Here is a 24147-nt window from a genome sequence, read left to right on the forward strand (position 1 = left end):
ATAGGCGTGGCTTGCGCCTGAAAAGACTGGTGTGCCGCTTTGCAGCCGGAAAGTAGCGCGATTATTTCTGCACAAGCACTTTTGCCGTTTTCACGCCCGATCCGGTTGAGAGCCGCACAATGTATAAGCCACCGGGTAAATTGCGGCTGTCAAAATCATACTTGTATTCATTTCCGGCTATGCCCATCCCCTCGCTGATGCGGCGAATTCTTGCGCCACTTATTGTATAAACGTCCAGCTCGTACGGCTCATGTTTTGTCATCCAAAAAGTGATGGCCGCTTTTTCGCTGACCGGGTTCGGGTAAACGGCAACCTGCAGCGCCTTTGCGGCGCCCGGATCAGGCACTTCACTGGCAAGCAGGGTGGCAGCCGTGTTGGGCTGGTGTGCCCCGATGCTGAAGCTTGTCAGCAGCGTGATGTTATTGCCAAAGAAATCCTGAGATCCCACGCTGATGCCGAGCAGGGTTTTCAGATCAAGTCCTTTTCCAATGAGCGCCGAAGTGGATTTTAGTTTATAGCCGCTCAGGGTATAAAGCAGTTTGGGGTTGCCGATGGTTACGCCTTTGCCCGGGTCAGTCAGGCCCGGATCAAGCGAATAGCCGGTATTTACGCCGCTGCGCTTTTCCTGGCCAGTAGCCGTGCGCCAGGTGCTCAGCGAAGTATAGGTCTTTCCGAGCCAGAGAATCCGGAACGTGCCGCCTGTCGGCCAGTAGTCATTCCCTTCAAAGCGCACGTCGGTGGAATAATTGAAGCGGATGAGCTGCACCCCACCGGTTGCCTGCACAATGTTGTTTCGGAACCGTACATTCCGGAACCCGGCGCTTCGGACCATGATGGCTTTGGGAGAGGCATTGAGAGAAGGAGTGATATAGACGGTGTTGTTGTAAATGTGCGCATCCTGAATGCCGCCGTTCGAGCCCGAGGACCAGATGTGAATGCCGCCGTAATCATTTTTGCGACCATCATTTTCAGTGATATTGTAGCGCACGGTCAGCCCTTTCATAGTGGGTGCCCCCACATACTGTCCCAGCAAAAAGCCGGCGCCATCGTTGTTGTGGGAATAGTTATACTGCATGGTGCTGTTGGTGCAGCCACCATCCAGGTCAAAGCCGCCGCCATCTTTGGTGGTGCCCGTCTTGTTGTGGTGCGACTCGTTGCGCTGGATAACCAGGTTGTTGCAGCGGTAGCCCCAGATGCCGATCGGCCCGTTGCCGGTCGAGGCATTCAGCCAGCCATTGTTATAGGCCTCGCAGTACTCGATGGTGGCGCCATCCACATCGCTGAGCAGGATGCCGCTACCTGTTTGCTCGGTGGTGATGTCCGGCCGGCCGGCATTGTTATATACTTTGGTATTGCGGACGATGACGTTCTTATGAACCAGTCCTAACTGGCCATACACCGTAATGCCTACCTCTGCGTTATCATGCACCCTGCTGTCGCTGATGGTTACGCTCCCGAAACCGGCTGTCAGGCTGGACCAACTCCCGATGATAATGCCTGCGCCCCGGTAACCGGACACGTCTACATTAACGATATTGATATAAGTGAGCACTGTACTGGGGACATCGGTATAAAACTCGATCCCATTCTGGCTGGTCAGCGTGCGGCCGGGGCCTTTAAAAATGAGGTTGTTGATCTTAAAACCGGCTGTGTTGTAGCCTTTAAACCCACTGACTGTTCCGCTGCTGATAATGGCCCGGCCGGTGCCATACGAGCCGAATACGATGGGTTTGGTGGAGGTGCCCTTTACTTTGCCAGCAACACCTGCGGAAGAGCCAAAGTATAGCCCGCCTGTAAACGTTTTACCACCCTCGAACAAAATAATATCGCCGGGCAGGAACACGGTGCGGTTAACCTTCGCTATACTTCGCCAGGCACTGGTCATGGAAGTTCCGGAATTGGTGTCTTTTCCTAAAGTGCTTACATAATAAGTAGCCGCCTTCAGGGAGCCGGTTGCGAGTACCAGCAGTAGCCATAAGGTAAGTAAAAATCGGCGCATGGTAAGTGGGGTTAAGCGTATTTCACATCAGCAGAAAGGGAGAGGGTTGATGCAGGGATCGCTTGGGATCAGGGAAAGTGAGGAAAGGCTTTTAGACGCCAGCACAAAAGTTGCTTTTTGAGAGAATTTCTGCCCTTTCAGATTGGGCAGGCAAAGAAGGTAGTATAAATTGCTCCCCGGGCAGTAAAGTTAAGCTAGTAAGTATAAGAAGTATAAAACAGTAAGCACGGTCCGCAGGAAAAGCCTGCCACACAATGTCAAACGGAGGCTTCATGACCTCAAGCGCACGGAATACGTAAGTCATTTACCTGCAACACTATACTAAGAGTATACTCGCTTTAAAGTAAGGGGTTGCTGGCATTTGAATCCTGCCAATAAACAACGTAACTTTAAGTGGAACCACAAAGAGCAACTATAACAAAAAGATAAAATGATGAAAAAATTACTAGTAACTGCGGTTATGGCCCTGGCCGGTTTCTGGGCACAGGCACAATCAGGTGTTCCTTCGACGGAAGCACAGATAAAAGCGGCTGTTTTAGCTGCGCCGGCAGAGCTTCGGGACGGCGCGGCTGTGCTCGGGTATAATGCGAAAGGCGAATTGATAGAGCTGCGCAAAGGCACCAACGAGCTGATCTGCCTGGCCGATGATCCTAATCAGAAAGGATTTTCAGTGGCTTGCTACCACAAAGACCTCGAGCCTTTTATGGCGCGGGGGCGGGAGCTGAAAAAGGCCGGTAAAACATCGGAAGAGGTTTTTGAGGCCCGCGAGCAGGAGGCAAAAAGCGGTAAGTTGCCCATGCCCAAACAGCCGGCGGCCCTGTATGTGTTCTCTGCGCCCGCCGAAAACTATAACGCCGGCACCGGTGTGGTAAAAAATGGCTACCTGCGGTATGTGGTGTATGTACCCTACGCCACAGCCGAAACAACCGGCCTATCGCTCAAGCCCGAGGCAGAAGGCATGCCTTGGCTCATGCATCCGGGTACTGCTGCTGCCCACATCATGATTAGCCCACCCATGGAAAAAGCGAAGCCGGCGGCTAAAAGCAAGCCCTAAAGCAACAACCCTGCCCCGGTAAAGGGCAGGGTTGTTGCTTTAGGGCCGCAGGGCGATAATGCTTGATTCATACTTGCGTATGGGTTAGCGCTTTCCTTTTTTTGATTTGCCGGCCTTGGCCCGATCGGTTTTAAGCTGCTTGAATTCTTCGTTCGAAATCGTCACCACGTACGAAACAGAGGAGAGGATTGTCAGCTGCTCATCAAAATCATAGGCTGTCGTAATGGCAAGCGCTTTGTTTTCGTTGAGCACATACGCATCGCCTGTTTTGTCGAATACCTGGAATTCATATTCCCCTTCCTCCAGGTAGGTGTTGGGGATGCGTGCCAGACAATCGCCGGTGATAACAAGCGGGGCAGGCAGTTCATCCTCAAATTCAAAAGGCTGGTAATACTTGCCATCCTTTTTATGCGTCACGTAGGCGATCTTATTTATGGCAAGGGCGATGTCCTGGTTTGAGTTATCGCGCTTCTGCTTGATGGCAGTAATATTTCCTGTTAGTTTCATACTTTATCTACTAGACCTGCTCTCTTATACTTCACTTTAAAAGGAGGGCGGTACTGTTTTGCCTGCGAAGATAAGCAGGATATCGCTAATGCCGCACGCTATTCCCAATGCGGCAGGGCGCAACCGGGTACACTTTAAGAACTGCAGGACAGCATCGAACAGCCCGCTTTCTGCGAGGCCCAGCCGGGCCGGGCCTGGAAGAACTCCTCAAAGTTTTTGGAATACGGATCTTTCAGGGCTTGCTGCAGCTTTCGGAACAAGTCCTCTTTTCCGCTTTCCAGCTCCTCAATGGCCTGGTGCAGCAGGTAGTTGCGAAGTATAAATCGCGGGTTTGCCTGGCGCATCAGCTGCTGGGAATCGTCCCGACGGATCGTATTTTTATTCAGCCGCGCCAGGTAGTTTGTCAGCAAGGTATAAAGGCGGGTGCGTTCTTCGGGTTTCAGTTCGTCATATAAAGCGTCCTTAAAATGCGATTCCGCGGCCTGCTCGTTTTCCAGGCTGAGCGGCAGCTCAATGAGCAGCTGGTAGAAGATGGTCATGTCGGGCTTGATCGTGGCCAGCGTTTCTTCCAGCTGTTTGATCAAGGGGATATCAGTCGCAGTAACCTGGTCGAGCCCGAGTTTTTGGCCCATCATGGCATAATATTTCGTCCAGTAAAGGGTGTTATAAGTTTCCAGGGCTTCCAGCAAAGCATCCTTCCCGATAACCGGCAGCAAGGCCCCTGCCAGGCAACCCAAATTCCATTGCGCAATGGCCGGCTGCCTGCCAAAAGCATACCTTCTGCCGGGCAGGTCGGTGGTGTTTGGCGTAAAATCCAGGTCGTAATCATCCAGGAAGGAGTAGGGGCCATAGTCGATGGTGAGGCCAAGTATAGACATGTTGTCGGTGTTCATTACGCCATGCACAAATCCCACCCGTTGCCAGGCCACCATCAGCGTGGCCGTGCGCTCGATCACTTCTTTAAACCAGGTCAGCACCTTGTCTTCGCCCGTAATATGTGGGAAGTACCGGGCAATGGTCCAATCGAGGAGCTGCTGCAGGTTGTCAGTTTCTTTGCGGGCGTTGAGCAGTTCAAAGTTGCCGAAGCGCAGGAAACTGGGCGCTGCCCGCAGCACTACGGCACCGGGCTCGTGGGCCGCATTGCCGTTATAAAACATGTCGCGCAGTACCGGCTCGCCTGTCGTTACAAGGCTCAGGGCCCGGGTGGTGGGCACGCCCAGGTAATGCATGGCCTCGCTCATCAGGTATTCCCGCACCGAAGAGCGAAGCACTGCCCGGCCATCGGCCCGGCGGGAGTAAGGCGTAGGCCCGGCCCCTTTCAGTTGCAGTTCCCATACCTGGCCTTCGGTAATTACCCACTCGCCCAAGGTCATGGCACGGCCGTCGCCCAGCTGGCCGGCCCAGCTACCAAACTGATGTCCGCCATACCGGGCCGCATACGGCTGCATGGACTCCGTTACAAAATTGCCGCCCAGCACATCTATTTCCTGTTGCGTAATTGGTTTGAGGATGCCTAGCTGCTGGGCCAGCTCCTCGGACCAGGCCAGCAGCGCAGGCTTGCTGACCGGAGTGGGGGCGACGGTACTGTATAAAACGCCGGGTGTCTGGCGCGGCGTCAGATCGCCGGTTTTATCTCCAGCAAAGGTGGTTACAAAGTCGTTCTTATAGGTTTTCGAGATAAGGCTCTCCATAGGTATACTTGCAGTTTCGTGTTTATGCCGGTAAAAGAATCCGTGGGATTGAATTTCCAGTGCAATTCATCAACATAAACAAGGGGAGAAAAGTTGATTTTGGCAAAGGTGGTTAAAAGGCAGCAGCAATTGGAATTTTTACCTTATTTTGTTCCCTGCTTCGGCCTATGCGCCGGGGTGGGTTGGCCAGGTATAAACGGCTGCAATATGCCTGCTCCGTAGCTTGAGAAACCACTGTTATAGTCATAATACAGAAACGATAGTCAATCCTTTAAAGGCGTTACGCCGCAAAAAATGCAAGAGGTAAAACTTTTTATGCTGATGCTCGGCTGCCGTCCGGCGGGCAGAAACACAGAGCAACACGACATGTTCTTTGGCATTGCGCCTGCGCTAAGAGACCTGGTGCCGGCCATAAAAGACTTCTGGCCCGAAGCGAAAGGCAACATCCATGTGGATGCCTGGCGGGAAGTAACGGCTGTGGACGGTTACCGCGTGCAGGTGGTTCCCAGAGAAGAAGCGGTTGCAGAAGCAGAAGGCCCGAAACTGTTTTTCCTGAACCTGGGCGGTTATAGAGCCGGCGAGTTTGATGAGTTTCATTATAAAATGCTGGCCGTGGCGCCCGATAATGCCACCGCTATCAAGCAGGCCAAGCAAACGGCTTTTTATCAGCACACGGGCTTTGCGGGGGCTACGTCGCATATCGATGATAAATTCGGGGTAGATGTGGACGAGCTCTACCAGGTAAAAGACATCCTGCCGGAAGCCGACAAGCGTAAGTATAGCCTTCTCCTCACCGCCGCCGAAACAAACGAGGACGAGCTGCACCTGGGATATTTCCAGCTGCACAAGCTCTAAGCCATTTTCTTTGCCAGGTATACGTTGCTGCAGGTAAGCCACAGCCCATCTTTTAACTAGCCGGTAGCGGCGCCGTACACTAAATGAATCAATATCATTTAAACAAACTTAAGTATATGGCAGACGCAACAGCAACTACATTTGAGAAGAACTATACGCTTGGCGGCGACCTGACCGTGAACAGGATGGGGTTTGGCGCCATGCGCATCACAGGCGAAGGCATCTGGGGGCCACCCAAAGACCACGACGAAGCGATCCGGGTGCTGCAACGGACCGTGGAACTAGGAATCAATTTCATCGATACGGCCGACAGCTATGGCCCCAACGTGTCGGAGGAGCTTATTGCCGAGGCGCTCTATCCCTATCCCAAGGGCCTGGTGATTGCTACAAAGGGGGGGCTGACCCGTACAGGTCCTAATGTATGGCCCATCAATGCCGACCCCGACTACCTGCAGCGGGCGCTGGAGGGAAGTATGAAACGCTTAAAACAGGATAGGATTGACCTCTACCAGTTGCACCGCGTCGACCCGAATGTGCCTTACGAGAAAACCCTGGAATTTTTACAGCGGGTGCAGGAGGAGGGCCTGGTGCGACACATCGGCCTTTCGGAAGTAACGGTAGACCAGATCAAAAAGGCGCAGGAATATTTTGAAGTGGTATCGGTGCAGAACAAGTATAGCGTGGATTTTAGGAAGTGGGAAGAGGAACTGGTGTACTGCCGGGAGCAGAACATGGCCTTTATCCCCTGGAACCCTATTAACGCCGGCAATGTGGGCGCTGTGGAAACGCTGCAGCAGGTGGGCCGGAAGTATAACGCCACCGCACACCAGGTAGCGCTGAGCTGGCTTTTGCATCATGCCGCCAATATCCTGCTCATCCCGGGCACATCCAAAGTAAAGCACCTGGAAGAGAATTATAAGGCGGCTTCAATTCCTTTGTCAGACGAAGACATGAAACTGCTGGATAAGGTAAAGCAAGCCGCCAAATAACCATAGCCATACTTGCAGAAACAGCAAACGCCCCGGGAGTGCCGGGGCGTTTGCTGTTTCTGCGGTTACGTATTAAAAGTATAACCGGTAAAGCTTAGTCTTTTTTATTTCCCAGCCCTTTGCTGTTATTTGTGGTGCTGGCGTTTGGCTGGTTGTTGCGGAACTCTTTGTCGCTGCTGTCAGCACCGCGCGAGGTGGTTTTATTTGCATGCGAGCCCTGCGGACTGTTATTGTCGGGAGTGTTTTTTCCTTTTTTAGCACCGGCGCTCGATCCTTCGTGGCTGGGTTTGTTTTCACCGCGTGTATTGTCGGCGCCTCCGGCTACAGGTCCGGAGTTGGTGCCCTGCGGACGGCCGCTTACATTCTTATTCTCGTCAAAATTTCCTTCGTTCTCGATATTTCTGTTATTCGTGCTCATCGTTTGTCTCCTTTTGGTTTGTAGAACATTCACTTTCTTTACCCCGGGCAGTGCCATGGGGGGAATTACTTTTTACGGGGAAAGCGCCATTTCGATCAAATAAAAAGCAGTCGATCCTGTACAATTTTGTCTTCCCGAAGCTCCTCCATATGCTAACCGGCAGTTGCTGCACGTGCGCTTACCCGCCCAGCAAAGCAGGATCAAAGTATAGCAAAGCCTGGACTTCTAAACTGCCCGGCATGCTGTTAACACAAGGTCCGTGATCTATGCCATAATAATGGTGAACGGCGCTGCCCGGCAACAACCAGGTAAGAATCGGGAAGAGTCTGTTATCGCTTTTAAGGCCGGCGCAGGCAAAATTACGGGTTGTCAGTTAGCCGTTTGAGATAGCTATGCGGAGCAGAATCAGTGTTATTTGGCGCTGACGGCAACTTCAGCAAGCAGGCTGCTTACCTCCTGTTATACCGGTAAAAGGGCGTTGCAGCTCGACGCGGCGGGAACGGGGCACCAAGCTTTTAAACTTGCCGGCCTGAAGTTTAGAAAAGTAGTCTGGCGCTAGGTGCAGGTATTTCCTTTGTTCATGATCAGGATGGTGGAGACTATTTTCTGCGCCAGGTCCGCTTCCAGCTCCAGGGCAGAGTAGAGGTACGTGATCAGTTCCTTTTCCTGATCAGTGATTACGCAGTCGGAAAGCACCAGCTGGATGGTCAGGGCAAAAAGCGTCGCCCTGTTCTCAGGGGCAATTTTGTCTACCGAGTTATCGATCAATACTTTACTGCCATATTGGGCATGCGCATAGAAAACCGTTCGGCTGTAGGCCATGATATCATGTCCTTCAAAAAGCTTCTTAGTGGCTAAGGTTTGTGCCAACACGTCGAGTTCTTCATCGGCTACATGATCATCCACGGCGATGCAGGCCTGCATGATCGCTATCCAGGCCTCCTGCTCATTTTGTGGGACATAGGCCTGTGAAGGGGTTGCCACAGACCTGCCTTTTGTATTGAAAATACCTTCCATTGCTTTCGGTTTATACGTCAAAGGTAAGTACTTTATCTTCCGCGCATTTGTTATTCTTGTTCCATTTTTTCGAACGAAGGAAGAAAAAAATTGAAAAATACACTTCTTAAATACTAAAAATAATAGCATTATGAGCTGTTAATTGAAATATTATCCAACTTATAAGTATAAAATGCGTATAAAATTAGCAAAACTAACGATAAAACATATGAAGCTGAAGATAGATGAAAAACCATTCTTGCCGGAAGGACGACATGTGGTCAAGATCACGGAAGTGGAAGAAGGCAAAAGTGAAAACAAGGATATTCCATTTATAAACTGCCGCCTCGAAAATGAAGAGGGCTTTGTGAACCAGCGGTTTTACCTGAGCGAACCCGGGCAGCCTATCCTGGCGGCTTTCCTCAAAGCGGTCGGAATTGCCAAAACTGAGGTAGATTCGAAAGAGCTGAAAGGAAAGTCGCTATCTGTGGAAGTGGAAGAGCGCTCTTACGAGGATGCAGAAGGCAAAGAAAAGACCATCAAGCAGGCCACGCATTTCGAGGCAGTAGGCAAATCAGAAATCTCCGACAGGATTTAAGGGAAGCATACTGATCAAAAAAGGGAGCCTTTTGGCTCCTTTTTTGATTTAAAAGTGGGTAGTAAGTATAAAGCCATCCGGGACTTTGCCGTAAGTATACTTTAAGCGTGATCCTTAAAACGAAGCCAGGGCATGATGGCAGAAAGACACAGGTATGATACTGGTAGGTTAACGGCAACACTCGGAAAACCAGCCAGCAAGAAAGCAGGAGCCAGGGGCACACAACCGCTGGGCCTCGACAAAGAGAAGGATGGGCTCATGTATGTTCCGCAGGGCTATCACAGCGGCCAACCCGCTGCACTGGCTGTTATGTTGCATGGGGCCGGCGGTAGTGCCGGGCAGGGCCTGCTGTTACTGTAGCGCTACGCAGATGAAAAGAATATCATTCTGGTAGCACCTGCTTCCAGGTTATACTCCTGGGATATTATTGCCAGCAATGCGTTTGGACCGGACGCACGCTATATTGATCAGGCGCTTGCCTATACCTTTGATAACTACGCTGTTGATCCGACGCGCGTAGCCATTGGCGGGTTTTCAGATGGCGCTTCCTATGCGTTTAGTCTGGGCTTAACGAATGGCGATCTGTTCACCCACATCATTGCCTTTTCACCAGGTTTTGCCTTTACACACGAAACGAAAGGAAGTCCTGCCATTTTTATCTCGCATGGTTTGCACGACACGGTATTGCCCATCAATGCCTGCAGCAGGCGTATTGTGCCGCAGCTACAACAGCAGGGCCTAAGTTATAACGTACATTAAGTTTGAAGGCGGCCACGAAGTTCCGGTTGCTGTTGCTGATCGTGCAGTGGCCTGGTTCATGACATAAAGCGCACATCCGGCAAGTATATCCAGTCTCTTTCTGATGCTGAATTTACAACGATTTCATATGCATTGCCCGGTAAGAATACCCGCTACCTGCTGGTCTCAGCTTTCTTATTAATGGGTGTGCCAACCTATCGAAACTTTGCCTAAAAGCCCTCTGTTTCGCTACTATGACCGGATTGATGAGCATAATGATGATAGCAGCCTTGCTCGCCTCGGTGGATAGCCAGGAGGCGGAGATTACCAGGTTCCGTTTTTACAAAGAGCCCCACGGTACCTGGTATATTGACCTGCCCGACTGGGCCCAAAGGAGACCTGGCCATGGTTGCCGGCGCCGACGACATGCTGGGTTACCTGGCCAGGGGCAGCCATGATGTGGTAGTAGAGATGCGTGAGCAGCCGTTTGCCGGGGCACTGGTGATGAAGCGCATAACAGTGGGAGAGCCCGGCAGTGGTGCCTACTACCAACCTATCGGGCACCACATAACATCTGTGTGGCTCTGCGATGTGACCTTGTATGCCCTGGGCAAGTTTCCGGATATAATCTACTTCCGGGCCGTAGAATAGGTGTGAAGGAGGAATGGTCGGGCGGACCCGCAAAGGGAGCCTGGAAGTATAAATTTTAGACAGGTGCGCGTTCAATCTTCCGGACCTGACTAAGAATGCATCTGCAATGCCTTTACACCTATAAATCAATGAAAGCTGGAACAAAACTGCTGTTGCTGGTCATTTTACTGGCCATAAGTCCGCGCCTTTTCAGCCAGGCCAAACAAATCCGCTATGCCGACCTGGTGAGCAGGCTCACCGATCTGAAAGCCTTAGCCGTGTCGCCGGAGCCGGGCGAGAAAAGTGCCATGTGGTCGAGCTACGACCGCCGCAGCAAGGTAAACGCCAACGGAAAGTTTATCTTCTGGGATGCCAACGACGATGGCCTCAACCCACAGTACATTCGCAAGGAAGGCAAGAACATGGTGCTGGCCGAAATGGAAGGCCCCGGTGTCATTGTGCGCATGTGGTCGGCCAGCCCGGGCAAAGGCTATGTCAAGATCTACCTCGATGGGCAGCCAACGCCTGTATTGGACCTGCCGTTCATTCAATATTTCGACACTACAGCTACGCCGGCCTTCGGCTACTCCCAACTGGTGTATGAAACAAAAGCGCGCGGCTTCAATAACTACGTGCCTATTACCTACCAGAAATCCTGCAAGATCGTGGCCGAGCCGGAATGGGGGCAGTACTACCATTTCAATTATATCACTTTCCCGAAAGACACCAAGGTTGAAGCCTTTAACCCCAAGCCCTCTCCAGATAACAAGGCAGCCTTAGCTACGGCAAACCGTTTTTTTGCTAGCCGGCTCGGTGAGCTGCCTTATCCGGTGAAAGCTACGGAGACAAAAGAAGTAGTTGAAACCATTCCCGCAGGCGGGGCTAAAACCATCACGATTAGCGGCCCAAAGGCCATCCATACTTTGCGGGCGCAACTGCAGGTGGAAAATAAGAGCCGGCTGGACGAAGCGCTTCGCAAACTGACTTTGCAGATAAATTGGGATGACGAAAAAGAGGCTGCCGTGTGGTCGCCCATCGGAGACTTTTTTGGTTCGGCACCAGGCTACAATCTTTACCGAACTTTGCCGATGGGGATGACGAAGGAGGCCATGTACAGCTACTGGTACATGCCTTTCCAACAATCGGCCACCATCACGCTTACTAATAATTTTGATCAGCCGGTTACCGTGAATTTAGTTATCGGGTTGGAGAAACTGAGCGGCACCGGGCAGAACATGAGTCGTTTCCATGCCAAATGGCACCGCAACCTGGCTCCGCCCGCTGATACAGCTCGCTGGCCTGACTGGACCGTTTTGGAAACCGCAGGCAAAGGCCGTTTCCTGGGCATGTCGCTGCTGGTCTGGAATCCGAAAGGCGGATCTAACAAGCAGTATGGCGGCGAAGGCAGCTGGTGGTGGGGCGAAGGCGACGAGAAGTTCTTTGTAGATGGCGAGAAGTTTCCGTCCACGTTTGGCACCGGAACCGAGGACTATTTTGGCTATGCCTGGTGCATGCCCGACTATTTTACGCGAGCCTTCCACAGCCAGAACCACACCGAGGGCAACATGGGCTACCAGTCGCTCAACCGCTGGCAGGTCATCGACAATGTGCCGTTTCAGACATCCTTCAAAGGCTACCTCGAAAAATACTTCCCGGATAAGTGGCCCACGCAGTATGCCGTAACCACCTACTGGTACCTCGACAAAGGCGGCAAAGACCCCATCCAATCAACGCCTGTGGCCGAACTCTATGGCTATGAAACGCCATTTGAAGCGTACCGCGTACCCGGTGTGATAGAAGGGGAAAATATGAAAGTGGAGAAGAACACGGGTGGCTGGGAAAACACGGATTGGTTTGTAGATGAACGCCTGTTTGATCAGGTAAGCGGGCATAAGGTGCTGATCTGGAACGGAGAGCCCAAAAAGGAAAACAAACTGGCAGCTTCCTTCCATATTCAGAAGCCGGGTAAGTATAAACTGGTGATGCAGGTGGTCCGGTCTCCGGAAGGCGGCCGGTTTCAGACGGCCGTGAACGGCCAACCCGTAAAGCAGGAGCTCAACTTCAAAAGCGACGTAAAGCCCGGAAAAGCCGAACCGATCGAACTGGGCACATTTGAGCTGAAGCCGGGGAAACAGGTGCTGGAATTTAAGTGGCTGCCGACGGAAGGATACGGGCAGAACATGATGATCGACTTCGTAAACCTGGAAGCCATCTAAGCCGGAGGTATACTATCAAAGCCACTGCCATACTTACTATGCAGCAGGTATGGCGGTGGCTTTAATGGCTTCTATATAAAAGATCCGGCGGTTCCTGCAGCGAGCTCCTGTTCCGTTTAGCAGTGTTGGAATTACTACTCATACCTCTTTTTTACAGGGTCGACTATTTTTGTAAAAGCTCTATATATACAAATTTAAGTATAATGGGTGATGCAGCGGATATGCCTGTTTTCTCCTGTTAAGCGGCTGTCCTTATACTTTGACAACTGCGCGTGTCTGCGTTGCAAATGCTTTTAATCCTATTTGCTTTGCCTCTTCCTGTAACTTTGATCGTGCAGATAAGTATCTACATAAATGTGATACAAAAACTGTACAGGTCCAGGATTTCATACTTGCCTCCCTGCCCCGTCGCTGTATCAGACGCAATGTGTAACTATAACTGAAAACAACCTTATGCTGGCAATGAATTATAGAGGACCCAAGCGGGTCCGTATCGACAATAAACCTATCCCAGAAATATTGCATCCCCAGGATGCGATCGTGCGGGTGACGCGCTCCTGCATTTGCGGGTCCGATCTTCATTTATACAACGGCAACGTGCCCGATACCCGGGTAGGCTCTACTTTCGGGCATGAGTTTGTTGGAATAGTAGAAGAAATAGGCCCTGAGGTAACGAAGGTAAAAGTGGGCGACCAGGTGATCGTACCCTTCAATATTGCCTGCGGACAATGTGCTTTCTGCAAGCAGGAACTATACGGCAACTGCCATGAGTCTAACCCGGAGGCTACCGCTGTTGGCGGCATTTTCGGCTATTCGCATACGGCCGGCGGCTACAATGGCGGACAGGCCGAGTACGCCCGTGTCCCGTACGCCAACGTGGGCCCGACCGTCATTCCGGAAGGCATGGACCTGGATGATGCCGTTTTGCTCACCGACGTGGTGCCCACCGGCTACCAGGCCGCTGAAATGGCGGGCATCCAGAAAGGCGATACGGTGGTAGTTTTTGGTGCCGGTCCTATCGGCATTATGGCGGCCAAGTGTTCGTGGCTGTTCGGGGCAGGCCGTGTGATCGTAATTGACCAGGAAGAATATCGCCTGGAGTTTGCCCGCAACTACTCGAACTGCGAAGCCTATAACTTCCGGGAAATGGAAGATCCGGTAGTCTTTATAAAGAAAACGACTGACTGGATGGGAGCCGATGTCTGCATAGATGCGGTAGGGGCCGAAGCAGCCGGCAACGTGATGCAGACCATTACCGGCCGGAAAGCGCTGCTGCAGGCCGGCTCGGCCACTGCACTGCACTGGGCCATCAACTCAGTGAAAAAGGGCGGCATCGTTTCGATTGTCGGGATCTACGGACCGACAGATAACCTGGTGCCGATCGGCAACGTGGTAAACAAAGGCATTACGATTCGGGCCAACCAGGCCTCTGTAAAGCGCCTGCTGCCGCGCATGATCGAACATGTGCAGAATGGGGTGATCAACCCGAAAGGGCTTATCACGCACCGCATTCCGCTGGAAGAGGTAGCGGATGGCTATCGTATGTTTGCAAACAAGCTGGATAACTGCATTAAAACTGTTCTTATTCCACCGTCAGCCAGATAGAAAAAGCAGAAACATTATGGAAAATAACATTCAGGATTATACTAAAATAAAAGGGTGGGGCATTGATGCGGATCCGAAGAACGATCCGACATACCCCATGAAACGCCGTACCGACGAAGAGCAGAAAGGCTATAGCTGGCCGCGGCCCACGCTGCAACATGAAAGCGTAGAAGTGCTGCACTCCATCGAACGCCCGAATCTATCGGCCGTTTTCGGAACGTCCGTGCCGCCATCAGGTTTAAGTGGCATGATCCGGCGTTTTGCCTTTAAGTACAGCGAGAACAGCTACCTGCATTGGTTGCCGCTTTTGCTGGCTGACCGGGTAAATGTGGTGGAAGGCATTATTGAAGACATTTCCCATGGCACGGCTCCCAATATTTTTGCTGAGAAGGGCTATGGATCAGAATGGAAGTATAACCGCCTCAACTTCATAACCAAGATGACAGTTATTGCTGCTGTCACCACTGCGGCGGTCCTGTTGCTGACCCGCGATTCGGATGAAGAATAGCAGCGGAGTTGCCTAACGGAAAGGAAAGCCAGCAACGTTGTTGTAGCTGGCTTTCCTTTTTTGTAGCGGCTACTGGCCTCAGTCCTGTAAAACATTCGGTGCTGTGCTTTTCACTTGCCGGCGCTTTCAAAGGCATCCGCATCTGCCGGCATACTTTGCAGGCAGGTATAAATCTATTGCACCGGAAGGCACGTAATTACACACAACTAATTAAGACAAACATATGGAAAATACGGCTGAAGTTTCGATTAAGAGCCTGTTTCAGAACCCTTCGCACCTGACTGATATCCTGAAGGACCCAAGCAAAAAAGGCCTTGAATTCTATAACGGGCTTTCGGTAAAAGAGCAGCAGTATATCGTTTTTGCCGCCGCCGCAGGTCTTATCGCCTACGGTATTTACCTGAACCGCAAAGGCGCTTAGCACCCGTTTTACAGGCAATTGCTGCAAGGAAGCCTGTACAAAGCATCCGGCCATTCTGCCCTTACTTTCTGATTCAGACCAGAAAGCAAGGGCAGAATGGTTTTTTTATGAAGCGCGCAGTAACCGCTTTAAAAAAGGAGCTGTTTTACTTCCTGGCGCTTTGGCAACCTGGGCCGGGGTGCCTGCCGCCACCACCTGACCGCCTTCCTCTCCGGCGCCAGGCCCAATATCGATCACCCAGTCGCTGCCAGCCGCTACCCGCATGGTATGTTCTACCACAATCACTGTGTTGCCTGCTTCTACCAGGTTGTCGAGCTGCACCAGCAGTTTTTCTACATCAGCAGGATGCAGACCGGTGGTGGGTTCGTCAAGGATGTAGAGCGTGTTGCCGCGCTGGGCACGTTGCAGCTCGGTAGCCAGTTTGATGCGCTGCGCTTCGCCTCCCGATAGCTCAGTAGCAGGCTGGCCCAGCCGCAGGTATCCCAGGCCTACTTCCCGCAATACCGTCAGGGCCCGGTAAATAACAGGTTCTTCGTCAAAGAACGCCCAGGCGGCATCTACTGTCAGGGCCAGCACCTCGGCAATGTTCTTGTCGCGGTAGGTTACCTCCAGGGTTTTCGGGTTGTAGCGGGCGCCATGGCACATCGGGCAAGGCGCATAAACGCTGGGCAAAAAGAGCAGCTCTACCATCACAAACCCTTCTCCCTGGCAATTTTCGCAACGCCCTTTAGCTACGTTAAACGAGAAACGGCCGGCATCATACCTGCGTTTCCGGGCCAGGGGTGTAGCCGCAAACAGTTTGCGCACATGGTCAAACAGCCCGGTATAGGTAGCCATGTTGGAACGGGGCGTGCGGCCTATCGGCTTCTGGTCTACCCGCACCAAGCGTTTTATACGTTCCATTCCCTCCGTGATCTGCCCACCCACCGGCAGGGGAGCAGCTCGTGCCAGTTCTTCGGTTTCCTCTTCTTCGGGTGGCAGGGCATGGCCCAGGTGTTCCGCCACCAGCTCTACGAGTACCTGGCTAACCAAACTCGATTTGCCCGAGCCGGATACACCTGTTACCGTTGTGAAAACACCCAGCGGGAAGGCCACTTCCAGTTGGTGTAGGTTGTTGCGCGTCACCCCGCTCAGGCGCAGCCACCCGGCCGGCGTGCGCGGCACGCGGTCCGGAAGCGCTGCCTGCCCGAACAGGTAAGCGGCTGTTTGTGAATTGGCGACCTGCTGCAACCCTTCGGGCGGGCCACTGTAAAGTATACGGCCGCCTTTTTCACCTGCCTCGGGCCCCACATCTACCAGCCAGTCGGCATGCGCGATCACATCCAGGTTGTGCTCTACCACAAAGAGCGAATTGCCTGCCTTTTTCAACCCTTCGAGCGCCGTCAGCAGCGCCAGCGTGTCCGCAGGATGCAGGCCCGCCGATGGTTCGTCGAGCACATACACTACCCCAAACAGGTGGGAGTAGAGTTGCGTGGCGAGCCGTAGCCGCTGCAGCTCGCCCGGCGACAAAGTTGGCGTGCTGCGCTCCAGCGATAAGTAGCCCAGCCCCAGGTCGAGGAGCACGTGGATGCGCGCGCATAGGTCTTCTGCAATGCGTTGCGCCACAATGGTTTGCTCGGGGTGTTCGGCTTCCTGTTTTTGCTGGCCCTTTGCTTTTCCTTCGGCGTAAGGCTGCAGGATACTTGCTACCCGTTTTAAGGGCAATCTGGAAAGTTCGGTGATATCGTATCCCGCAAATTTGACGGACAGTGACTCGGGACGCAGGCGCTTTCCGTGGCAGGTGGGGCAGTCGGTGCTCAGCATGTACTGCATCACCCGTTTTTTCATTTGGGGGCTGTTGGTGTTGGCGAATGTATGGAACACGTGGCGCCGCGCGCTGCTGAAAGTGCCCATGTAGTTGGGCTCTTCCTTCCGCTTAAGGGCGCGTTGCGTTTGCTCCGGCGTATAGCCCGGGTATACCGGCACCACCGGCTGCTCGTCGGTAAACAGGATCCAGTCGCGGTCTTTTTTTGGCAGCTCGCGCCACGGCCGGTCCACATCATATCCCAGCGTCACGAGTATGTCGCGCTGGTTTTGTCCGCCCCAGGCCATAGGCCAGGCCGCAATGGCCCGTTCCCGTATCGTGAGCGAGTCGTCGGGCACCATCGATTGCTCCGTTACGTCATAGATCCGGCCCAGGCCGTGGCAGGTAGGGCAGGCGCCTTCGGCAGTGTTCGGCGAGAACGCTTCGGCATAGATGATGCCTTGGCCCGGCGGGTACTCGCCGGCCCGGGAGTACAGCATGCGCACCAGGTTCGAGAGCGTGGTTACGCTGCCGACCGAGGAACGCGTGGTGGGCGTGCCCCGTTGCTGCTGCAGGGCCACTGCCGGCGGCAACCCTTCGATCGCATCCACTTCCGGCACGGCCATCTGGTGAAACAAGCGCCGGGCATAGGGTGAAACAGACTCCAGGTAACGCCGTTGCGCTTCGGCATAGAGTGTGCCAAACGCCAGCGATGATTTACCCGAGCCGGACACGCCCGTAAACACCACCAGCGCATCGCGTGGAATGGTAAGGTCCACATTCTTCAGGTTATGCTCCCGGGCCCCGCGTACGGTCACAAAGCCGGTAAATGGTGTGGGTAAGGTCTTGTCTGTTTTGTTTGCCATGTGCCAATTTAAGCAGATTTATACTTGGCCCGGGATTTATACTTCCGCGAGCAGTTATAATCCGACTATTTACTGCTTCAGGCCCGGAATGTTTTGGAAAGAGGCGCCGCTACAGCGTTACCGGCCATTTACCATGCGTTTTACTTGTATGGTACAAGCCAGCAGCGAAAATGTCACTTCGGTTTGCCTGAGAAGGAGAGATGCCGGTACAAAATAATCCCTCGGGGCAGCCGGCCATAGGCGTTAAGGCAAAAGCCTAAACAAATACGGCTGCCTGTTGCTTTTGTTAGGAAGGAAAACCAGGTGTCTGGCATGCATTCATTCGTTGAATATCTTACATTTGAAGCATCATCTGGAAGCGGGCAGATCAGGTTTTCAGAAACGTATACTATAACCCGTAGCACCCCAATTAGCACATTTATGAAACGACACGTTGCCCTGGCCCTGCTGTTATTGTTGCTGGCGTCCTGCTCGGACAAGGATAAGACCACTACGCCTACAGTAGAGAATATTACGGAGTCGGTGTATGCCTCGGGCGTGGTAAAGAGCAAAGACCAGTACCAGCTTTTCCCGATGGTGAGCGGCGTCATTCAGCAGATACTGGTTACGGAAGGCGATGTGGTGAAAAAGGGCGATGCGCTGATGAAAATAGACAACGAAGCGGCCAAGTTAAGCACCGAAAATGCCCGCATTGCAGCTGAGTATGCCCGGGTAGGTGCCAATTCCGAAAAGCTTCGTGAGCTGCAGGAAGCCATCGACCTGGCCCGCAGCAAAAAGCACAGCGACTCGCTCCTGCTCGTCAGGCAGCGTAACCTGTGGGCCAAGGAGATCGGCACGCAGGTGGAGCTGGAGCAGCGGGAGCTCAGTTACCAGAATTCGCTGGCAAGTTACCGCTCGGCCATACTTCGTTTTAACGATCTTAAAAAGCAACTCAACTTTGCCGCCGCCCAGTCGCAGAAAAACCTGCAGATCAGCCAGACCCTGTCCAATGATTATACCGTTAAAAGTGAGACCGACGGCAAGGTATACAGTGTGCTGAAAGAAGAAGGGGAGATGGTGAGCCCGCAGACGCCGGTGGCGGTGATCGGCGCTGCCAACGATTTTATACTTGAATTGCAGGTAGATGAGTATGATATTGCCCGCATCAAGCTTGGCCAGCAGGTGCTGCTGCACATGGACAGCTACAAAGGGCAGGTGTTTGAAGCCAAAGTATACAAGATTAATCCGGCCATGAACGAGCGGACGCGCTCCTTTACTGTGGAAGCCAGCTTTGTGACCAGGCCGCCCGCGCTGTACCCCAACCTGACCACCGAGGCGAACATCGTGATACAGACCAAAAAAAATGCCCTGACCATCCCGCGCGAATACCTGATTGATGGCACCTATGTGATGACGGAGGACGAAGAGAAAGTAAAGGTGAAAACGGGCCTGAAAGATTACCGGAAAGTGGAGATCGTGGCCGGCCTGCCGAAAGATGCTGTGATCGTAAAACCCGCCCCATGAACGTAAAGCTCATTTTCAGTATTGCCAGATCAATGCTATTGGCCCGTTTGGGACAGACGCTGGTGGCGGCTGTAGGCGTTACCTTCAGTATTGCCATGTTCATTACGCTGCTCAGTTTTATGAACGGCCTCAACGATATGCTCGACGGTCTGATCCTAAACCGCACCCCCCATGTGCGCCTCTACAACGAGATAAAGCCCAGCGCGAACCAACCGGTAAATGCGTCGCCGGCCTATCAGGATTCCTACAACTTTATCAGCTCCGTAAAATCAGGTATAACCCGACAGGAGATCTACAACAGCGGCCCCATTATGCAGGCGGTAAAGGCGGACCCGCGGGTGCTGGGCGCCGGACCCAAAGTAACGGCCCAGGTGTTTTTTAACCAAGGCACTATCGATATTACCGGCGTGATAAACGGGGTGGATGTGGAAGAAGAAATGCGCCTCTTCCGGTTCAGCGATTATGTGACGTCGGGTTCGGCCATCGATGCCAAAAACGTAGCCAACAGCATTATACTTGGCAAAGGCCTAGCCGAAATACTGGCCGCCGATATTGGCGATGTGGTGCAGGTCACTACGGTGCAGGGGGAGCGATTCCCGCTCAAAGTGGTCGGTTATTTTCAGTCGGGTATTCAGGAGATCGATAAGGTGCAGAGCTTTGCTTCTATTTCCACAGTGCAGAAGTTGCTGGGTAAACCCGGCAATTACATCACCGACATCCAGATAAAACTATATGACCTGCAGCAGGCGCCGGCTGTTGCAGCGGAGTACCGGCAAAAATTCAACACTGATGCAGAAGATATCCAGACGGCCAATGCGCAGTTTGAAACGGGCAGCAATGTGCGGTCCATTATTTCGTATGCGGTGGGCATTACGTTGCTGGTGGTGGCGGGCTTCGGCATTTTCAATATTCTCAACATGATGATCTATGAGAAGATGGACTCCATTGCCATCCTGAAAGCCACTGGTTTTTCGGGCAGCGATGTGAATCGGGTTTTTCTGGTGATTGCGCTAAGTATAGGGTTCTTCGGAGGCATGGTGGGGCTGGTATTCGGCTTTCTTTTTTCTTCCATCATCGACAACATTCCGTTCAACACGGCCGCCCTGCCCACCATCAAAACCTACCCGGTCAACTATAGCCCGGTGTTTTATTTTATCGGTGGCTTCTTTTCACTTATCACAACGTATTTTGCCGGTTTCTTCCCAGCCCGCAAAGCCAGCAGAGTCGATCCGGTCGAAATTATAAGGGGTAAATAACATGCAGGAGATCATACTCGAGGCAAGGCACATCAACAAGCGTTTTCATGACCCGGTGACGGTACAGGTGCTCACTGATATCACCTTTTCCATCAACAAAGGCGAGTTCGTGTCGGTGATCGGTAAATCGGGCTGTGGCAAGTCCACGCTGCTCTATATTCTTTCTACCATGGATACGGACTATGAGGGCGAGCTGCTGATAGACCGGGAACTGATGACTGGCAAGAAAGACATCGCCCTGGCCCGCATCCGCAACGAGAAAATTGGTTTTGTATTCCAGTTCCATTACCTGCTCAACGAGTTCACGGTGCTGCGTAACGTGATGCTGCCGGGGATAAAGCTCAACAAGTATAGCGAGGAAGAAGTAGAGCACCGGGCCATGGAGCGGCTCAAGATGCTGGGGATCGGGCACCTGGCTACACAAATGGCATTCCGCATTTCGGGAGGCGAGAAGCAGCGGGTGGCCATCGCCCGCGCTCTGATCAATGATCCGCACATCATCATGGGCGATGAGCCTACCGGCAACCTGGACAGCAAAAACAGCGAAATGGTGTTCGACATTTTTAAAGAACTGGCCCAGGTGCACAACCAAACCCTGCTCATTGTTACCCACGACCAGGGTTTTGCCGAAAGCAGCGGCCGCATCATCGAGATGGAAGACGGCCGCATTATCAGGCATTGATCGGGCCTTTATCCTTATAAAGTTATCACTGGCAGGTGTATACGGAGGATAAAGTTTGGAGCCATAGCGGATATTTAAAACTAGCGCCTAACTTTGCGGCCTGATTCCGATTGTTTCACTCAAACTTACATTTCATGCATCTAAGTGCTGATAAGCCAGGGCTTTCCTCCCTTAAAAAACTTTTTGTGTTGCTGTTTGCCTGTGTCGCACTGCTGGCACATAGCCAGGCGCAGGCCCAGGTCGTTTACAACGGCGGCTCCAATGTGCAGTTTCTTTACGGGCGCAATCTGAAGCAAACCGGCGATTTGGCCACCATCACGCTGGAGCACTTTGGCGGGTATGGCGCTTTTGAGCATTTCGGCTTCATGGATCTGTCGAACGACGTAAGTCTGAAAAGCCCGGACATGTACCTGGAGTGGTACCCCAAGGTAAGCCTGAGCCGCGCAACAGGGAAGCAAATTGGTTTCGGCCCGATCAGCGATGTGTTGCTGGCGGGCGGCATCAACGTGCTGTTTGGTGGCCCTGAAGACTTTTTCGTGTACACGGCCGGTCCGGCTTTCAAATTCAGCATCCCCGGTTCAGGCCTGCTGCAGCTCGAAACATACTACTACAAGGAAACGAAAGCCGTCCTGCATGGAACCTACCAGATCACGCCCAGCTGGGATATCCCGTTGCCGGTTTCGGAAAAGGTGAGCCTGCGTTTTCGGGGCTTCATGGACTTCATCGGTGACCGCGGGCCGGGCAGCACGCAGTATTTAACCCAGCCACAGCTTTTTCTGGACCTGGGCAATTTAAAGGGCAAGCCCGGCAAAGTATACCTGGGTTCCGAGTGGCGCTACTGGCACAATGTGGCCGGCATACCGGACCTGGAAGAATCGGTGCTGCAGGCCAACCTGATGTTCAACCTGTAAACAACGCGTAAGCCCTCTCGGGCATTAGCGCATAACCGGCCGTGGTGCGCCAGCTATACTTTGCTGGTGCACCACGGCCGGTTTTATTTGCTATAAAAGCAACAATCCTTTCGACACAGCTCCCGGAAAAGACTGATAAAAAGCAGCTTATTCCCCGGTGAAGGATGGCGAAGATCACTGATAACCTGTTGGTTAGCCACGTATAAATAATTGGAGCGCTGCGCAACGGATCAGGTTTCTACCGTGTTATCAGACCCGGTATGCGTCGCCCGCTATAATCAGATCATGAACATTTAAACAGCTATAGTATGAAAAAGAATATGGGAAATACCGATAGGATCATTCGTTTGATCGTGGCGGGCATCATCGCGGTAATATATGCGGCAGGCATTTTAACCGGCACCGTGGCAATCGTGCTGCTGATATTGGCGGCCGTTCTTGTGCTGACCAGCCTGGTTGGTTTCTGTCCGCTGTATGCCCTTTTGGGCGTAAATTCCTGCCCCAGAACCACCGGCCATCATCACTAATTTTCTTCCCTTTTACAGCAGGTGTTGAGCGCTGAAGAGCAGGCACAGCACAGCCTTTGGGCAGGCGGAAAATCTTTCAGCAGATGAAAGTATAAGCCGCCTGCAATTAATTTCACCGGGCAAAAGAGCTTAGGAATACGACCGCTCCAGTTGAAAAAATCTTTGGGAGATCGGGATCAGCATAACGCCGGCCAGGGCAAAGGCCACAAAGGAAACCTTCAGGTTAAAAGCGTGGGCCAGGTAGCCGATCATCGGCGGACCGATCAGCATCCCTACAATGCTAAAGGTGGCGATGAGGGAGATGGCTATGCCGGGCGAGTATGTTTTGGAAGCACCGGCCAGGGTATAGGTCATCGGAACGACCGCTGCCGTGCCGAACCCTACCAGCGAGAAGCCCACCATGGCGGGCCAGAAGCTTGGGAAAAAGATCGATAAGCTGATGCCCGAAAAAATTAGCACTGCGCTCATCACGTAGGTGGCGGCCATGCCGATCCGCTCAATGATCCTGTCGGACACGAACCGGGACAGCGCCATAAAGGACATAAAGATCAGGTAGCCGGCCGTAAACACCTCCTCACGCACCACCTGCTGAAAGTAAATGCCGCTCCAGTCGAACATGCCGCCTTCGCAGACAGCGGCAAAAAACACCATCAGCCCCAGGTATAAAATGTAAGGATCAGGCTTGCTGAAGGCCAGCTTGTTGCCTGAGGTAGACTGGTCGTTGCGCAGCAGGAACCGGTAGGCGGCCAAGCCTGCTAAAACCGTGATAGTGGAAACCGTGACCAGGTGCGGCACCATAGCCACATCCAGCGAGATGAGCAACGTTGTAAAGCCCACGCCTATAATGCCGCCCGTGCTCCAGAGCCCATGAAACGAGCCATTGATTTTCCGGTCGTACTGCTTCTGCAGTGTGATGGCCTGCGTGTTAACGGAGATGTTAAAGATGCGCATACTCAGCGAGAAGAGAAACAGCGCAACCACCAGCGCCAGGGGTGTGGTAGCAAACCCGATCAAAGTCAGGCAAAGGGAGTTTAGCAGGAAGGCTGCTGTTAACGGCACCCGGGTCTCGAATTTGGCTACCAGCCAGCCTGACAAAGGGAGGCCTATCAGCGAGCTGACGGGCATGGTGAGCAGAATGGTGCCGAGTTCGGCTTCGTTCAGGTTTAAAGCCGATTTAATGGTTGGTATCCGCGAGGCCCAGCTGGAGAAGTTAAACCCCGATAAGAAAAAGAACAAACTAAGCGAAATCCGCTGCTTATTGATCAACTGCATTTTGGTATTGTAAGGGTAAAGAGCTAAGTATAATAACGGTGTTTTAGGAATGTTTCCGGCCGGCTCCTGTGCAGAATGCTTAAACAGAAGGCAAGGCCGCAATAATTCCCCTTTGCCGGCTT

At 52.7% G+C, this 24147-nt stretch carries 22 protein-coding genes and 1 pseudogene; 16 read left to right on the top strand and 7 right to left on the bottom strand.

Annotation, left to right across the window (positions count from 1 at the left end):
• Nucleotides 1-61 precede the first annotated feature (61 nt).
• Nucleotides 62-1999: a right-handed parallel beta-helix repeat-containing protein gene (locus LWL52_RS05605; protein WP_242917741.1), complete on the bottom strand. Its 1938-nt coding sequence runs from the start codon at nt 1997-1999 to the stop codon at nt 62-64.
• Nucleotides 2000-2432: 433 nt separating this feature from the next.
• On the opposite strand from LWL52_RS05605, the gene LWL52_RS05610 reads away from it, so the two are divergent.
• On the top strand, nt 2433-3053 hold the full coding sequence (locus LWL52_RS05610) for a hypothetical protein (protein WP_242920655.1): 621 nt from the start codon (nt 2433-2435) through the stop codon (nt 3051-3053).
• Nucleotides 3054-3137: 84 nt separating this feature from the next.
• Here the strand turns inward: LWL52_RS05610 and LWL52_RS05615 are convergent, their stop codons facing one another.
• Nucleotides 3138-3560: a hypothetical protein gene (locus LWL52_RS05615; RefSeq protein WP_242917743.1), complete on the bottom strand. Its 423-nt coding sequence runs from the start codon at nt 3558-3560 to the stop codon at nt 3138-3140.
• A gap of 134 nt (nt 3561-3694) precedes the next feature.
• A complete protein-coding gene (locus LWL52_RS05620; RefSeq protein WP_242917745.1) occupies nt 3695-5251 on the bottom strand; it encodes a protein adenylyltransferase SelO in 1557 nt (518 codons plus the stop codon).
• Between the two features lie 294 nt (nt 5252-5545).
• Between LWL52_RS05620 and LWL52_RS05625 the strand changes: the two genes are divergently transcribed.
• Nucleotides 5546-6106 carry a DUF1543 domain-containing protein gene (locus LWL52_RS05625; protein WP_242917747.1) on the top strand — a complete coding sequence of 187 codons (561 nt, stop codon included), beginning with the start codon at nt 5546-5548 and terminating at the stop codon, nt 6104-6106.
• A 116-nt stretch (nt 6107-6222) separates the two neighbouring features.
• Nucleotides 6223-7095, top strand: a complete 873-nt coding sequence (locus LWL52_RS05630) for an aldo/keto reductase (protein WP_242917749.1) — start codon at nt 6223-6225, stop codon at nt 7093-7095.
• A 94-nt stretch (nt 7096-7189) separates the two neighbouring features.
• On the opposite strand, the gene LWL52_RS05635 is transcribed toward LWL52_RS05630, so the two are convergent.
• Entirely contained in the window at nt 7190-7513 is a 324-nt protein-coding gene (locus tag LWL52_RS05635) for a hypothetical protein (RefSeq protein WP_242917752.1), read from the bottom strand.
• Nucleotides 7514-8068: 555 nt separating this feature from the next.
• On the bottom strand, nt 8069-8497 hold the full coding sequence (locus LWL52_RS05640) for a tellurite resistance TerB family protein (protein WP_242917754.1): 429 nt from the start codon (nt 8495-8497) through the stop codon (nt 8069-8071).
• 241 nt (nt 8498-8738) lie between these two features.
• Here LWL52_RS05640 and LWL52_RS05645 point away from each other — a divergent pair, with 241 nt between their 5' ends.
• The 8 genes and pseudogenes from LWL52_RS05645 to LWL52_RS05680 all read left to right on the top strand — a co-directional run bounded on the left by LWL52_RS05645 (nt 8739) and on the right by LWL52_RS05680 (nt 15225).
• A complete protein-coding gene (locus LWL52_RS05645; RefSeq protein WP_242917756.1) occupies nt 8739-9107 on the top strand; it encodes a hypothetical protein in 369 nt (122 codons plus the stop codon).
• A gap of 132 nt (nt 9108-9239) precedes the next feature.
• Nucleotides 9240-9467: an alpha/beta hydrolase family protein gene (locus LWL52_RS05650; protein ID WP_242917758.1), complete on the top strand. Its 228-nt coding sequence runs from the start codon at nt 9240-9242 to the stop codon at nt 9465-9467.
• 102 nt (nt 9468-9569) lie between these two features.
• The gene (locus LWL52_RS05655; RefSeq protein ID WP_242920657.1) at nt 9570-9866 is read left to right on the top strand and encodes an alpha/beta hydrolase; all 297 of its coding nucleotides are present in this window, start codon (nt 9570-9572) and stop codon (nt 9864-9866) included.
• Between the two features lie 362 nt (nt 9867-10228).
• Nucleotides 10229-10496, top strand: a pseudogene (locus tag LWL52_RS05660) (DUF6717 family protein); the annotation flags it as partial.
• 128 nt (nt 10497-10624) lie between these two features.
• Nucleotides 10625-12691 (top strand): glycoside hydrolase family 172 protein, encoded by a 2067-nt coding sequence (locus LWL52_RS05665; protein ID WP_242917762.1) that lies wholly within the window; start codon nt 10625-10627, stop codon nt 12689-12691.
• Nucleotides 12692-13144: 453 nt separating this feature from the next.
• Nucleotides 13145-14296 (top strand): zinc-dependent alcohol dehydrogenase, encoded by a 1152-nt coding sequence (locus LWL52_RS05670; RefSeq protein ID WP_242917765.1) that lies wholly within the window; start codon nt 13145-13147, stop codon nt 14294-14296.
• 16 nt (nt 14297-14312) lie between these two features.
• Complete coding sequence (locus LWL52_RS05675) at nt 14313-14804, top strand: hypothetical protein (RefSeq protein WP_242917767.1); 492 nt, start codon at nt 14313-14315, stop codon at nt 14802-14804.
• Nucleotides 14805-15027: 223 nt separating this feature from the next.
• Nucleotides 15028-15225, top strand: coding sequence for a hypothetical protein (locus LWL52_RS05680; protein ID WP_242917768.1), 198 nt, complete (start codon nt 15028-15030; stop codon nt 15223-15225).
• A 105-nt stretch (nt 15226-15330) separates the two neighbouring features.
• On the opposite strand, the gene uvrA is transcribed toward LWL52_RS05680, so the two are convergent.
• Nucleotides 15331-17874 carry an excinuclease ABC subunit UvrA gene (gene uvrA, locus LWL52_RS05685; protein ID WP_242917769.1) on the bottom strand — a complete coding sequence of 848 codons (2544 nt, stop codon included), beginning with the start codon at nt 17872-17874 and terminating at the stop codon, nt 15331-15333.
• A gap of 420 nt (nt 17875-18294) precedes the next feature.
• Here uvrA and LWL52_RS05690 point away from each other — a divergent pair, with 420 nt between their 5' ends.
• From LWL52_RS05690 to LWL52_RS05710, 5 genes are all read left to right on the top strand, one after another.
• The gene (locus tag LWL52_RS05690) at nt 18295-19377 is read left to right on the top strand and encodes an efflux RND transporter periplasmic adaptor subunit (protein WP_242917770.1); all 1083 of its coding nucleotides are present in this window, start codon (nt 18295-18297) and stop codon (nt 19375-19377) included.
• Nucleotides 19374-20633 (top strand): ABC transporter permease, encoded by a 1260-nt coding sequence (locus tag LWL52_RS05695; RefSeq protein WP_242917771.1) that lies wholly within the window; start codon nt 19374-19376, stop codon nt 20631-20633. Before LWL52_RS05690 ends, LWL52_RS05695 begins: the two co-directional genes overlap by 4 nt.
• Nucleotide 20634: 1 nt before the next feature.
• Entirely contained in the window at nt 20635-21315 is a 681-nt protein-coding gene (locus LWL52_RS05700) for an ABC transporter ATP-binding protein (protein ID WP_242917772.1), read from the top strand.
• 134 nt (nt 21316-21449) lie between these two features.
• Nucleotides 21450-22226, top strand: a complete 777-nt coding sequence (locus LWL52_RS05705) for an outer membrane protein OmpK (RefSeq protein ID WP_242917773.1) — start codon at nt 21450-21452, stop codon at nt 22224-22226.
• A gap of 308 nt (nt 22227-22534) precedes the next feature.
• On the top strand, nt 22535-22753 hold the full coding sequence (locus tag LWL52_RS05710) for a YgaP family membrane protein (RefSeq protein WP_242917775.1): 219 nt from the start codon (nt 22535-22537) through the stop codon (nt 22751-22753).
• Between the two features lie 129 nt (nt 22754-22882).
• Here LWL52_RS05710 and LWL52_RS05715 read toward each other — a convergent pair whose 3' ends face one another.
• Complete coding sequence (locus LWL52_RS05715; protein ID WP_242917777.1) at nt 22883-24025, bottom strand: MFS transporter; 1143 nt, start codon at nt 24023-24025, stop codon at nt 22883-22885.
• Between the last annotated feature and the right edge of the window lie 122 nt (nt 24026-24147).

This window comes from Pontibacter liquoris (assembly GCF_022758235.1).
Taxonomy (GTDB): Bacteria; Bacteroidota; Bacteroidia; order Cytophagales; family Hymenobacteraceae; genus Pontibacter; species Pontibacter liquoris.